Origin of the sequence: Candidatus Avoscillospira sp. LCP25S3_F1 (assembly GCF_052117125.1) — a bacterium.
Classification (GTDB): Bacteria; Bacillota; Clostridia; order Oscillospirales; family Oscillospiraceae; genus Avoscillospira_A.
The window spans coordinates 35697-48921 of record NZ_JBQKJT010000018.1; the positions used below are offsets into that span (position 1 = coordinate 35697).

A 13225-nucleotide genomic window follows, 5' to 3' on the forward strand; every position below is an offset into this window, starting at 1 on the left:
AAAATTTCTATATGGAATCTTAACAAAAATAGTCGAAGTATACAAACCAGCATTGCATATGTTCCTAAAACATGGTATACTTTGGACAGAATTCGTGGGAGGATTCGATTTAACAGAAAATTTTAGAGGTGAAGCGTATGAATCGGAAAAAACTGAGTCTGCCAATGCGCATTCTCATCGCCCTTGTTCTCGGCGTGGTGGTGGGTCTGATCTGTTACTTTACAGAGACCGCCGACTTTACCACCAACTACCTCAAGCCCTTCGGTGATATCTTCGTCAATCTTTTGAAGTTCATTGTGGTGCCGGTGGTACTGCTGTCCATGATCGACGGTATCCTGTCCATGGACGACATGCGCAAGGTGGGCTCCGTCGGCGTCAAGACGGTACTGTACTTCCTGTGTACCACCGCCGTAGCCTGTATCATCGGCCTGGTGCTGGCCAACATCTTCAAGGGCGCGGGCCTGTTCCCCGACCTGAGCGGTCAGCTGGGCAGCGCCGAATACACCCCCAGCGAATACGCCGGCTTTATGGCTACCATCGTGGCCATCTTCCCCACCAACATGTGGGAGTCGTTCCGCACGGCCAATATGCTCCAGGTCATTGTCATCGCCCTGTTCCTGGGCGGCGCCATGCTGGCCGCCGGGGAAAAGTCCAAGCTGTGCCGCGATTTCGTCGCCTCGGCCTATTCCGTCATTGAGCGGCTCATGCACTTCATCATCAATCTGGCCCCCATCGGCGTGTTTACCTACATGGCCTGGGTGGTGGCCAGCCAGGGCGCGGAGATCCTGGGCCATCTGGCTCTGGTGCTCCTGTGCGCCTACATCGGCTATATCGCCCACGGCCTGCTGGTCTACTCCTCCACGGTCAAGCTGTTTGCCGGTGTCAACCCCCTGACTTTCTTCCGCAAAGCCTCTCCGGCCATGCTGTTTGCCTTTACCTCCACCTCTTCGGCCGCCACCCTGCCCGTCTCCAAGGAGTGCGCCGACGACCTGGGCGCCAGCGGCGATGTGGCCTCCTTCGTCCTTCCCCTGGGTTCTACCATCAACATGGACGGCACCGCCATCTATCAATGTGTGGCCGCCGTGTTCATCGCCTCCTGCGCCAACATGAATCTGACCCTGAGTCAGATGGTCCTCATCGTAGTGACGGCCACCCTGGCCTCCGTTGGCACCGCCGGTGTCTCCGGCGCCGGTATGATCATGCTGGCCATGGTTCTGGAAGCCATCAACATTCCCGTGGCCTACATCGGTCTGATTGTGGCCGTGGACCGTCTGTTTGACATGGGCCGTACCTGTCTCAACGTGTCCGGCGATATTGCCTGTTCTGTCTGCGTCAGCGCCATGGAGCGCCGCAAGGAAGCCAAGCGCCGCTGACCCTTTCCACTGGCAGACGCCTCCGGCGTCTGCCGGTTTTTGATTGCTTTTTGACGGCTTTTTGCCGCCGCAACCGATAGTTGGTGGACAGCAACCGGGTTTTGTCGTATGCTATACGGGACAAATGGAGGTGAGGTCCATGACATTGGCCGAGCGCATCAAGGCCCAGCGGATGGCAAAAGGCTACTCCCAGGAGGAGGTGGCCGGCCGGTTGGGCGTCAGCCGGCAGGCTGTGGCAAAATGGGAGGGCGGCCAGTCGGCCCCCAGCACAGAAAACCTCTTTAAGCTGGCAGAAGTCTTCGATACCACGGTGGATTTGCTGCTGGTGGAAACGCCCCCCTCCCAGCCTGTGCCGTCTCCCCGCACCCCGCCGTGGAAGCGGAACCTGGGGTGTGCCTTGGGTACGGCGGGCGGCTATGTGCTGCTGTATCTCCTGTGGCGCATGGTGGGCAGCGATTTGGAAAACACCAGCGTTCTGGGCTGGCTGCTGAGTACCGAACCCGGACGGCACAGCTATGTATATGGATGGCTGATCCACAACCACCTTTACTGGTATGCCATGGCCTTGTCGGCCCTGCCGTCCCTCTTTGGCTTGCACCGCTTTTCCCTGTGTACTTTCTGTGGTTTCAGTCTGGGGCTGGCGCTGGGAGAGCTGCTGGGCCCCAATCCTGCCGGGGCGGCCTACGGCTATGGCCATTCCGGCTGGGCACTCTGGGGCGGCATCTTCCTGCTGTCTCTGGTGGCTGGAATCCTGTCCCAGAAGTGGCGACAGCCCTGGCGGTCCCGCCGCATGCGATGGCTGTTGGTGGCCTGTCTGGCCGCAGCCACCCTATGGATTCTGTTGGTGCGGGTCAGCTTCTTCGATCCGCCGGTATCATGAAAACGGGACGCCGTTCCTGCACGATGCAGGAAACGGCGTCCCGTTTGCTATTGCCTCAGCAATAAAAATCCTTGATTTTCTTGGCGCGGCTGGGGTGGCGCAGCTTGCGGATGGCCTTGTTCTCGATCTGGCGAATGCGTTCGCGGGTGACGCCGAACAGCTGGCCCACCTCCTCCAGAGTATGGGTCCGTCCGTCGTACATACCGAAACGCATACGCAGCACCGACGCTTCCCGTTCCGTGAGGGTCCCCAGAATCTCGCTGAGGGCCTCGGCCAGCAACGTGTTGGACGTGGCATCGGCGGGGCCGGGGGTGTTGTCGTCCTCCACAAAGGAACCGATGGTCGTATCCTCCTCATCACCCACAGGGGTGTCCAGAGACAGGGTATCGGCGGCGGTCCGGTTGGCCTCAATGATCTTTTCGATGGGCAGATTCAGCTCTGCGGCGATCTCCTCCAGGGTGGGCTCCCGGCCCAGCTCCTGCACCAGCTTCCGGTTACAGCGGGTGGCCTTGTTGATGACCTCCACCATATGTACCGGCACGCGGATGGTACGGGCCTGGTCGGCAATGGCACGGGTGATGGCCTGCCGAATCCACCAGGTGGCGTAGGTGGAGAATTTGTTGCCCTTGGTATAGTCGAACTTGTCCACAGCGCGGATCAGGCCCGTGTTGCCCTCCTGGATCAGGTCCAGAATATGCAGACCGCGACCGGAATACTTCTTGGCGATGGACACCACCAGACGCAGGTTGGCCTCAGTGAGCTTGTCCTTGGCATACTTGTCGCCCTCAGAAACCCGCTTGGCCAGTTCGATCTCCTCATCGGCCGTCAGCAGACGCACCTGACCGATCTCCTTGAGGTACATCCGTACCGGGTCGTCCAGATTGTACTCGGCGGCCAGCTCCACCGGGTCTACCAGGTCCTCTTCGTCGTCCAGCATGTCGGGACCCAGGTCGTGGTCCAGGTCCAAATCCAGGTCCAGCTCCGCGCCGACAATCTGAATGCCCATGGCGTCGAACTGCTCGTAGACCTGCTCAATGCGCTCCACCGACAGGTCCAGCTTTTCCAGTTCGGCCACCAGCTCCGTCGCCTGGATGGCTCCTTCCTTCTTGGCCTTGGCAATGAGGTTCTGTATGGCTGCCACGGCCTCCGTATTGTCCTTGGCTTTCATTTGATTCTTGGATTCTGCCATTTTGCACATCCTTTATGAATTCGTTACCTATGAAAAAGGGGAAAATCCCCCCGGATTGCGTATCCAACCCATTATATCTCTTTTTACCGCCGTTGACAATAGGTTTCACCCATATTTTTTACGATTTTTTTACCTTTTCTGCAAACTTTCGCCGGAAACGACGGGCCGGAAGCGCAGTCGGCGCCCCGGCCCGGAAGTTCTCCTGAATCGTCTTACAGAGACCGTTCCAAACGAGTCCGCACAGCGGCAAGGAACCCGTCGGACGTGACCACATGGGCCTTGCCCTTCTCCCACAGGGCAGCCAGGTCCTTGGTCATGGTACCGCCCTCGATGGTGTCGATACAGGCTTTTTCCAGCCTGGCGGCAAAGGTTTGCAACGCCTCGTTGCCGTCCAGCTCGCCCCGCTTGGAAAGGGCGCCGGTCCAGGCAAAGATAGTGGCCATGGGGTTGGTAGAGGTCTCCTTCCCTTCCAGGTACTGATAATAGTGGCGCGTAACGGTGCCGTGGGCGGCCTCGTACTCGTATTTGCCGTCGGGGCTCACCAGTACGGAGGTCATCATGGCCAGGGAACCGAAGGCCGTGGAGACCATGTCGCTCATGACGTCGCCGTCGTAGTTCTTGCAGGCCCAGATGAAACCGCCCTCGCTGCGGATAACCCGGGCCACAGCATCGTCGATGAGGGTATAGAAATACGTCAGCCCCGCAGCCTCGAACTGCTCCTTGTACTCGCTGTCATAGATCGTCTGGAAAATCTCCTTGAAGGTGCCGTCGTACTTCTTGGCAATGGTATCCTTGGTGGAGAACCACAGGTCCTGCTTGGTGTCCAGGGCGTACTGGAAGCAGGATCGGGCGAAAGAGGCAATGGAGGAATCCTTGTTGTACTGGCCGGTCACCACGCCGTCGCACTCGAACTCGTAGATGGTCTGGCGGGACTCGTTGCCGTCCTTGTCGGTGAAGACCAGCTCGGCCTTGCCGCCGGCGGTGGCCCGGACCTCGGTGCCGCGGTACACATCGCCGTAGGCGTGACGGGCGATGGTGATGGGGGCCTTCCAGTTGCGGACGGCGGGGCTGATGCCGTCCACCAGGATGGGGGCGCGGAACACGGTGCCGTCCAGGGCGGCGCGGATGGTGCCGTTGGGGCTCTTCCACATCTCATGGAGATTATACTCGGTCATGCGCTGGGCGTTGGGCGTGATGGTGGCGCACTTGACGCCCACGCCGTATTTCTTGATGGCCTCGGCGCAGTCGTGGGTGATCTGATCGCCTGTCTCGTCCCGCTTGGGCAGACCCAAATCGTAATACTCCACCTTCAAGTCTACAAAGGGCAGGATCAGCTGCTCTTTGATGGACTTCCAGAGGATTCTCGTCATTTCATCGCCGTCGATCTCCACCAGCGGCGTGGTCATTCTGATGCGTTCCATGCGCTCTTCACTCCTTTGATAGGTGTCCTTGTGGACAATGCACTCGCAGCGGTTGATGGGGGTACCCAAACTGTGGAACCGTTCCTCGTAACCGGTCATAATGCCCACAATGCCATTCCGGTGCAGATCGTTGGTGACATTGCGGACTTCCAGGTTGCAGCGGCGGAACTCGTCCAGAGAAAAGTCAAACAGGGGCCGGTTGTCGGTCTTGAAGTGAATCTGACCACCGTCGCAGAGGACCTCTGCATACTTGTCCAGGAAGGTGCGATACGTCAGCCGCAGCTTGGCCGTTTTATTCCGGGGCCAAGGGTCGCAGAAGTTGAGATAGATCAGGTCCACTTCCCCTTCAGCAAAGAGGTCCGGCAGCACCGTGGCGTCGGCATCGATGAAGAAGACGTTGGAGAGGTTCTCCCGCATGGCGTATTCCATAGCCATGACCATAGCGTCGGGGACCTTTTCCAAGGCGATGAGCAGCACATCAGGCTCGGCCTTGGCCGTTTCCACGGTAAATTTTCCCTTGCCGCAGCCGATTTCCAGACGGATTTCCCTCGCAGCAGGCATCAGGTCCTTCCAGTGACCCTTTAGGGCAGCGGGATCGCGAACCCAGACGCGGTCACAGGCCTCCATCCGTGGGCCGAGGTTGGGCTTTTTTCTCATTCTCATAGGGCAGTTCCTCACAAATCGCAATATTGCATACATTATACACAATTTCAGCAGCAACGTAAAGTGGTTGGCGACAGGAATCCTCTTGCCAATTCCAAAAAAATCGTGTATAATAACCAGGAATGTTAAATCCGGGTGTAGCTCAGCTGGTAGAGCGCGTGGTTTGGGACCACGAGGCCGCTGGTTCGAAACCAGTCACTCGGACCAAAATGTGTTGATGAAAGATGCAACGCAGAAAACGCCGCACAAGAGTGCGGCGTTTTCACATATAATGCGCCACTTTTAGGATGAAAAAGTTGCAAAAACTCGATTTTTCAACATTTCAGTTTTTCCGCGCGAGAGGCGACATTTCAGAGATGCAGCAGAGCACTCTTGCGGACTGGTGTGACTTGAACACCGAGGCTAAAAAAGAATGAAGAATAAGAAGGCAGGCCGCCGTTCGGCTCCCCATGTGGGAGAGAACGGCGGCCTTTTCTGTTACATTGGTGCTTATGTTGCTTTCGCCTTGTTTGTCTATCATTCCTTGGTGGTGTTGGTAATAGCTTTCTCGTAACCTTTCGGGTATGCTTGCGTTACAAAAATACGAAAGAGGTGTCCGAGAATGGCAACCACCAAAAACTTGTGCGCTCAGATCCCCATTGACCTGCACGAGCGGGTCAGCGAAGAACGGGAACGGCTGGGCCAGACCACCAGCGAGTACATCGCCAACCTCATCCAAGACTATTACAACATGATGAAAAATCAGAAAGGCGGCTTTCAAATGACTGAAAAAGGCAGAACCATGGCATTCCAGATTCCCGAAGAACTCTTCCAGCGCATCAAGCGTCACTTGGAGCGCGAGACGCTCCGAACCGGCAAAAAGCTCACCCAGCGAGACTTCGTGCTGAACCTGATCACGCAGGCGCTGGACGAATCGGACGCCGAGAACACTGCGGAGCAGAACGCCCCCACTGAGACCCCTGTCGCGCCCCGTGTGGCCGACGAGACCGTCCCCATAGACACGGACACCCCCAACGAAGATAACGCCGTGTAAGCCCACAAAAAGCCAAACAAAAGAACACGATTTAGGGAAAAGCCACCCAGGGCATCCGAGATATTCGGATGCCCTGGGTGGCTTTTTGCGTTTCACCAGAGAGGAGGACATCACAATGACAAGCGAGATCAAAAGACGCTTCACAGACACAGAAATGCAGACTGCCAGAGAAACCGACCTGCCGGAGCTGCTGACCCATCTGGGTTATCAGGTCAAACGCATCGGCAGGTACCACACCACCGCAGAAATGGACAGCTTGCGGATCAAGGATCGGCGCACCTGGTTCCGCTACTCTCAAGGCATCGGCGGCGACGCGATCACTTTCCTACAGCATTTCTGCAACCAGTCTTTTCCGGAGGCAGTAGAGTACCTGCTGACCTTTCAAGGCAGACCCAGAGACGCTCCTGTCAAAACAAAACCAGTCACCAAGCAGGACAAGCCGGCAGAGCAGTTTGCATTGCCTCCGCGCAATGCCGATGACCGCCGCGTATTCGCTTATCTTCGCAAACGCGGCATCGCCGCACAGGTGATCCGTCAGTTTATGAACAGCGGATCACTGTACTGTCGTTTACACAGCGATTTTTGACAGTATGCCTCTGGAAGGGGAACAGCCGGTGGAAGAAACGGATCACCGCCTGCCCATTGTGCTTGGCGGCGCGGCACTGCTGGGAGCAATTCTCGGTGGAGCAGCAACACAGATCAAAAAGAAAAAAAGAAAGGGGGACGAATCGTGAAAATGAAATTTCGCGGCCTGATCGCGGCTGCGGTTCTCTGCACCCTGTGTGTTGGACAGGCCAGCGCATTGGAATATACCGTAGATGCGCCGGAGGACTATCTGTTCGGCACGCCCACCAGTGAAGGAACTGTGTACGAGCAGGAATCGAACAATGTGGATCGCGGAAAAAACACCGCCCTGATCCCGCCCGGTTTCGGAACGGCCACCAGCTATTTGCCGGGCAGCGGCGAGCCGTTGACGCCGAACCTGCTCCCCGGCGCAATGTCCGGCGGACTGATCAGCTCAGTCAAAACGGATAGCAGCGAAGTGAGTTATCCAACAGTTGACTCGACTGCGGATCATTGGACTGGCGCATCCTTTACGGCGGTCACGCCAAACCTCTATTACAATGACGATCATCTTGGAACTCTGAGCATTCCGTCCATCGGTCTGAATGTCAAGGTCTACCAGGGTACGGACAGTGCCGCACTGCGGAAAGGGGCGGGACACTTCTCAGAAACGAGCATATGGGACGGAAATGTCTGCCTTGCGGGGCATAACCGAGGCGTTGCCAATCATTTCGGCAAGATCCATACGCTGAAAACAGGAAACATCATCACCTATACGACGAAGCTCGGCACCAGAAGCTACACGGTCCGCAGCGTTTCCAAGGTGCTGTACACCGATACCAGCGGGACCTGTGCTTCTGATGAGAACTGCCTTACCATCACGGTGACAGCCGATAAAGATTCGGCCTACTACACGGAGAACTCCCATCCAGCTATCATCGACCGGGATACCTTTGAGCGGGTGCAGGCACTGCTGCAAAAGAAAGCGCAGAAAGAGAAAAAGCGCAGAGAAAAAAGCCCTCTCGCCTTAAAAATCGTTTGCGGGAACTGTGGGACGGTGTTTCAGCGCCGAAGCAGCCAGAACGGATATGTGACCTGGGTCTGTCGGACCCACGACCGCCACGCCGCGGACTGCCCTGTAGGACGCATCCCGGAAGCGGAGATCCATGCCGCCTTCCTGCGGATGTACCACAGGCTCAAAAGCAACGCGGACATCATTCTGGCTCCGGCCCTCCGGCAGCTGAATACGCTGGACACGATCCTGCGGCAGAATCATCCGCAGATGCTGGCCATCAACCGGGCCATCGCGGAAGCTACAGAAGAAAGCCATAAGATCAGCACTCTGCGGGCCAATGGTTTGCTGGACGCGGATATCTGCGCCGCCCGTATGAATGCCATCAGCGCCAAACTGACGCAGCTCCGAGGAGAACGCCGCCGGTTGTCGGAAAACGAGGCTTTGGATGAAACCATGGATGCCATTCGCAAGATGACAGATGTCATAAAGAATGGGCCGGAACAGATGAACATCTTCGATGAGGACTTGTTCGACAGCTTAGTGGAAAAGGTCATCGCAGAATCTCAGACACGCATCCGCTTCCGGCTTTATGGTGGTTTAGAACTGGCAGAACAATTGGAGGTGGCGGCAAGATGACAAACCGAAAGATTTTATATGGGTATCAGATTCGTGACGGCGCATTGGTGATTGTGCCGGAGGAGCAGCGGACCGTCAGTATGGTCTTTACGCTCTATAACGCCGGGGCTTCCTATCAGGCCATATCGGACGCCTTGAACCGGCAGGGCGTTCCGTATTGCCGGGAAGTGCCGCTTTGGAACAAGCACAAGGTAAAGCGCCTTTTGGAAAATCCCCGTTACACCGGTAAGGAGGGATACCCCATACTGGTGGAAGCGGATATTTTCCAAGCGGCGCAGGAAAAGACGGCGGAAAAGAATGCCAGGAAGCAGTCCCACGGAGAGAAGCCTGCCATTGCGCGGTTGACTCCATACTTCCGCTGCGCCTGCGGCGGGAAGATGACCCGGCTGGGCGGCGGCTGGCAGAACAGCGGCAAGCTGTATCTGAGATGCGAAGGCTGCGGGACTACCGCGGTCGTGGACATGGAGGCGACGGTAAGTGAGACTGTCCGGCAGTTCCGAGAGCATGAGCAGCCCAGCTGTACCGCCTATGCGCCCTCCGCGGAGGTCATGCGGCTGGACAACGCCATCAACCGGGGGCTGGAGCAGCCGGACTCGCCGGAAGCGGTGATGGCGCTGATCCTGCAGGGTGCGGCAGCACGGTATGCCTGCTGCCCAGCGCCGTCTGCCGAATCTAATCGGTCTGAGCGCTTGACAGAGACGGATTGGAGACGCTTCCAACGAGCGGTTTCCCATATCACCATCTCACAGGATACCGAAGTAACTCTTATATTTACGGATAAAAAAGCGACAGGAAAGGACGAATGATCCATGGAAGCGACAGCAGCCACCTTAGAGCGGCGGGTGCGGGTGATCCCCGCAACCAGAAAACCGGAAGAACTGCACAGAGACCATGACGGAAAAATGCGCGTAGCGGCCTACTGCCGTGTCTCGACGGACAGTGAAGAGCAGCTCAACAGCTACGAAGCCCAAAAGACCTACTACACCCAGAAGATCCAGGACAGCCCGGATTGGGAGATGGCAGGGATCTATGCCGATGAGGGCATCTCAGGCACCAGCCTGAAAAAGCGGACACAGTTCAACAAGATGATCACCGCCTGCAAGCGGGGACACATCGACCTCATCATCACTAAGTCCCTCTCCCGCTTTGCCAGAAACACGGTGGATTGCCTGGATACGGTGCGGCTCCTGAAAGCAAACGGCATTGGAGTGTACTTCGAGAAGGAAAACATCAACACCCTCACGGAATCCAGCGAATTTCTCATCACCCTGTTCAGCGGCTTCGCCCAGGCGGAATCCGAGTCTCTCAGCAAGAATGTCGCATGGGGAAAGCAGAAGAGCGCGGAGGCGGGAAAGGTCACCTTCCAGTACAAGAAGATGCTGGGATACCGGAAGGGGGCGGACGGACAGCCGGAGATCGTACCGGAGGAAGCGGAGATCATCCGCCGCATTTACCATAGGTATCTGGACGGCTGCACCTTGGGACAGATCAAGCGGGAGCTGGACGAGGACGGCGTTCCCACCGCACAGGGTGTAGAGCGCTGGTCTCCCTCCATCATCCACAATATCCTGACCAATGAAAAGTACATTGGAGACGCCCTGCTGCAGAAAACCTATGTGACGGACTGCATCACCAAAAAGGTCAAAAAGAACCGTGGTGAACGCACGATGTACTATGTGGAGAACAGCCACCCAGCCATTGTCGCAAGGGACCTGTTCAATCAGGTGCAGCAGGAGATGACGCGTCGGTCCAGCAAACGGAAGGTGCTGCAAAAGAGTGGAAAAACGGAACTTGGGAAATACTCCGGCAAATACGCTTTGACAGAATTGTTGGTGTGCGGCGAGTGCGGCTCCCCCTACAAGCGGGTCACATGGGCCAGAAATGGGCAAAAGCGCATCGTATGGCGCTGCGTCTCCCGGCTGGAGTTCGGTACAAAATACTGCCAGCACTCCCCGACACTGGATGAAGGCAAGCTGCACAGTGCCATCCTCGCGGCCATGAATGAGTACGCCGCCATCCGGCAGGAGGTCTGCCCCGATGTGCTGGCCATGGCGGAGGAAGCAAAACAGGCGTTATCTCAGGCTGGTGCGCAGCTGCTGCGGCTGAAGAAGCGCATGGATGCGGTGAGCTGGGAGCAAAGCGATGTGCTGAATCGGCTGCTCGTCAACATGGCCGATACCGAGCTGAATGCCAGAATGAAAGCGCTGACGGATGAGAAGGAATCCCTCAAGGCACAGATTGCGGACGCGCAGCAGGTAGAGGCTGATCTGAAAGAGCAGGCTGCCAAACGCCGGCAGATGTGGGACAGTATCATGGAATGCGCCGCGGGCTACACGGAATTTGACAATGAGCTCGTCCGGCAGGTCATCCAAAAGATCACGGTGGAGGACGCGGAAACCATCCGCATCCAGTTCCGGGACAGCAAAACGGTGATTGAGCAGGGAATCTATGAATGAGAAGATGAACGGCGGAATATCCACCATGCGAGGGATGTTCTGCCGTTTGTCTTTTCAAAAAGGGGGCATAACCGCAGAAACCATTGCGGCACAAGGCTTTGACGGCGGTATCTTTTCTGTCGACACACGACATTTTTATTAGAAAAACCGCCTAAACAGGCGGTTTTTCTGCGTTAAACAACTATTTTATATCGTATGGTCTGCTGTTGTTGGTCCGTCCGAGGATATAATCCGTGGACACCTTATAGTAGTCCGCCAATTTCAGAAGATGAATCACCGGAATCGTCTGAAATCCACGCTCGTAGCGGGAATACACCGTTTGGCTGATCCCTAAAATTTCCGCCACATCCTCCTGCCGCAAATCCCTGTCCTCCCGTAAATCTCTCAGTCGTTGAAATAACATACCGCCCACCGCCTTTAGTACTGATTGATACTATTGACGATACCGCAGATTTTCATTAGAATGTTGATTGTAGAACTTATAAGTACTAAGGCGGTGGTTGCATGGAGTTGTATCAGGAAATTCTTTGTCATGTGTTTGCAAACGAAAAAGTTCAGATCTCCTTCCCTAATCTCATCAACACGGATGTAACAAAGATTGTGGAGCTGGAATGCTACAAGTCCCTGGCTAAAATCAAGGCCATCCTGGAGAATGACGCATTGACAGACAGCGAATGCTTTCAGCAAATCGAGGAGATCGTCTGCACCTTTGAGGAACTGGGTTCCGGCGGCGGCAATCGGCATGATTTCGCCTGACTCTACAGACGACAAACCGCCCGCTGAATATCCATGGATTTCAGTGGGCGGTTATCTTTGTCTATTGCTTGTTAAAATCTGCTATGCCTAATGAAAAAATTCTGTCAGGAGAAAGCGGAGTGCCCACGGGCGCTCCGTTTTTCATAGCTCTCTTTGCAGGTACACCATATCCACCAGCTGTACCCCGCACTCATAGATGGGGTGGTCGTAGTGGTCGGTGAAAAAGTTCTTGACCAGATGATGTCTGCGAAAACCGCAGGATTCATAAAACGGGATGGTGGACGGGCTATCTCCAGTGCCAACTTGCAGCACTGTATACTGCTCCTTGTAGGTTCGGACGAGAAAGTCCACCATGGCTTTCCCGACGGAGACAGCGTGCTCAGTTGGGTTTTGACCTTCGGAGACAAGGCGGAACTGCGGAACCCAGAAGGACTGCGGGAGCAGCTCGGAGAGTTGGTCCAAGCGCTCATTGCCCCCATACCCGAATTGACGGACAGAAAAATCAGTCGTAAACTGGAATAGAAAGGGGCGAAAAAAATGGAACAGCAAAAGGACAAAAAAGGTACGCCGCCACCTCGCTATGATACAGCATTCAAAGCCGGGGCGGTGAAAATGGTAACAGAGCAGGGACGGGACCCCAAGGAAGTTGCTCGAGACCTCGGCATTTGCATCGACACCCTACGGAGCTGGCTGAAGGCCTCAGGGATGCAGCTGGGCCAGGTGAGCCGCTACAACCGGGAACAGCAGCGGATCCGGGAGCTGGAAGCGGAGATCCGTACGCTGCGCAAGCAGCTGGGTGAGAAAGAGGAGGTCATTGACATCCTAAAAAAATCCGTCGGCATCCTGTCGAAACCATAGTGGAAAAATACCGCTGCGTTCAGGCGCTGCACCGCCAGGGAGCCACTGTGGAACAGGCATGCCGGATCCTGGAGATCTCGCGCAGCGGCTACTATGATTGGCTGCATCACAAGCCCTGTATCCGTGAGCAGCGGAATCAAGCACTGAAACGGAAATTAGTGGAACTACACCAAAAATATCCTGCCCTGGGATTGGACAGCCTCTATCGAGACTATCCCAAGTTTTGTGTAAATCTCCTGTGTGGTGTAGAATAGAGGCACCGCATAGGAGGTTTTACATATGGCTAGAAAGAATCGTACCCCGGAAGAAAATGCCCGTAGGGAAAAAATCCGTGAGCTGCTGCAGATGGCAAACATCGGCAGTATGGATGACATTCAAAAT

Annotated in this window: 14 protein-coding genes, 1 tRNA gene and 2 pseudogenes; 12 read left to right on the top strand and 5 right to left on the bottom strand. The window is 55.9% G+C overall.

Annotated elements, in window-relative coordinates; all coding sequences use genetic code 11:
- The first annotated feature begins 137 nt into the window (after positions 1–137).
- Both ACTQ33_RS13975 and ACTQ33_RS13980 read left to right on the top strand, forming a co-directional pair.
- Positions 138–1373: a dicarboxylate/amino acid:cation symporter gene (locus ACTQ33_RS13975; RefSeq protein ID WP_441465188.1), complete on the top strand. Its 1236-nt coding sequence runs from the start codon at positions 138–140 to the stop codon at positions 1371–1373.
- 139 nt (positions 1374–1512) lie between these two features.
- Positions 1513–2253 carry a helix-turn-helix domain-containing protein gene (locus ACTQ33_RS13980; protein ID WP_441465189.1) on the top strand — a complete coding sequence of 247 codons (741 nt, stop codon included), beginning with the start codon at positions 1513–1515 and terminating at the stop codon, positions 2251–2253.
- 55 nt (positions 2254–2308) lie between these two features.
- On the opposite strand, the gene rpoD is transcribed toward ACTQ33_RS13980, so the two are convergent.
- From rpoD to trmB, 3 genes and pseudogenes are all read right to left on the bottom strand, one after another.
- Positions 2309–3442 carry an RNA polymerase sigma factor RpoD gene (rpoD, locus tag ACTQ33_RS13985; RefSeq protein ID WP_441465190.1) on the bottom strand — a complete coding sequence of 378 codons (1134 nt, stop codon included), beginning with the start codon at positions 3440–3442 and terminating at the stop codon, positions 2309–2311.
- 212 nt (positions 3443–3654) lie between these two features.
- Complete coding sequence (locus ACTQ33_RS13990) at positions 3655–4863, bottom strand: NADP-dependent isocitrate dehydrogenase (RefSeq protein ID WP_441465200.1); 1209 nt, start codon at positions 4861–4863, stop codon at positions 3655–3657.
- 54 nt (positions 4864–4917) lie between these two features.
- A pseudogene (gene trmB, locus ACTQ33_RS13995) lies at positions 4918–5562 on the bottom strand (tRNA (guanosine(46)-N7)-methyltransferase TrmB); the annotation flags it as partial.
- 95 nt (positions 5563–5657) lie between these two features.
- Between trmB and ACTQ33_RS14000 the strand changes: the two are divergent.
- From ACTQ33_RS14000 to ACTQ33_RS14030, 7 genes are all read left to right on the top strand, one after another.
- Positions 5658–5733 (top strand) — tRNA-Pro (locus ACTQ33_RS14000).
- Positions 5734–6127: 394 nt separating this feature from the next.
- On the top strand, positions 6128–6559 hold the full coding sequence (locus ACTQ33_RS14005) for a translation initiation factor 2 (RefSeq protein ID WP_441465191.1): 432 nt from the start codon (positions 6128–6130) through the stop codon (positions 6557–6559).
- A gap of 115 nt (positions 6560–6674) precedes the next feature.
- Entirely contained in the window at positions 6675–7145 is a 471-nt protein-coding gene (locus tag ACTQ33_RS14010; RefSeq protein WP_441465192.1) for a hypothetical protein, read from the top strand.
- Positions 7146–7295: 150 nt separating this feature from the next.
- Positions 7296–8774: a sortase gene (locus tag ACTQ33_RS14015; protein ID WP_441465201.1), complete on the top strand. Its 1479-nt coding sequence runs from the start codon at positions 7296–7298 to the stop codon at positions 8772–8774.
- Entirely contained in the window at positions 8771–9580 is an 810-nt protein-coding gene (locus ACTQ33_RS14020) for a recombinase family protein (RefSeq protein WP_441465193.1), read from the top strand. The genes ACTQ33_RS14015 and ACTQ33_RS14020 overlap by 4 nt, the downstream gene beginning before the upstream one ends.
- Before the next feature lie 3 nt (positions 9581–9583).
- On the top strand, positions 9584–11230 hold the full coding sequence (locus ACTQ33_RS14025) for a recombinase family protein (RefSeq protein WP_441465194.1): 1647 nt from the start codon (positions 9584–9586) through the stop codon (positions 11228–11230).
- Entirely contained in the window at positions 11223–11372 is a 150-nt protein-coding gene (locus tag ACTQ33_RS14030; protein WP_441465195.1) for a hypothetical protein, read from the top strand. Before ACTQ33_RS14025 ends, ACTQ33_RS14030 begins: the two co-directional genes overlap by 8 nt.
- Before the next feature lie 39 nt (positions 11373–11411).
- Here the strand turns inward: ACTQ33_RS14030 and ACTQ33_RS14035 are convergent, their stop codons facing one another.
- Positions 11412–11633 (bottom strand): helix-turn-helix domain-containing protein, encoded by a 222-nt coding sequence (locus ACTQ33_RS14035; protein ID WP_441465196.1) that lies wholly within the window; start codon positions 11631–11633, stop codon positions 11412–11414.
- A 101-nt stretch (positions 11634–11734) separates the two neighbouring features.
- Here ACTQ33_RS14035 and ACTQ33_RS14040 point away from each other — a divergent pair, with 101 nt between their 5' ends.
- Positions 11735–11986: a hypothetical protein gene (locus ACTQ33_RS14040; RefSeq protein ID WP_441465197.1), complete on the top strand. Its 252-nt coding sequence runs from the start codon at positions 11735–11737 to the stop codon at positions 11984–11986.
- A gap of 141 nt (positions 11987–12127) precedes the next feature.
- On the opposite strand, the pseudogene ACTQ33_RS14045 reads toward ACTQ33_RS14040, so the two are convergent.
- Positions 12128–12349, bottom strand: a pseudogene (locus ACTQ33_RS14045) (GNAT family N-acetyltransferase); the annotation flags it as partial.
- A 12-nt stretch (positions 12350–12361) separates the two neighbouring features.
- Between ACTQ33_RS14045 and ACTQ33_RS14050 the strand changes: the two are divergent.
- Entirely contained in the window at positions 12362–12508 is a 147-nt protein-coding gene (locus ACTQ33_RS14050) for a hypothetical protein (protein WP_441465198.1), read from the top strand.
- Positions 12509–12523: 15 nt separating this feature from the next.
- On the top strand, positions 12524–12844 hold the full coding sequence (locus tag ACTQ33_RS14055; protein ID WP_441463523.1) for a transposase: 321 nt from the start codon (positions 12524–12526) through the stop codon (positions 12842–12844).
- Positions 12845–13225 lie beyond the last annotated feature (381 nt).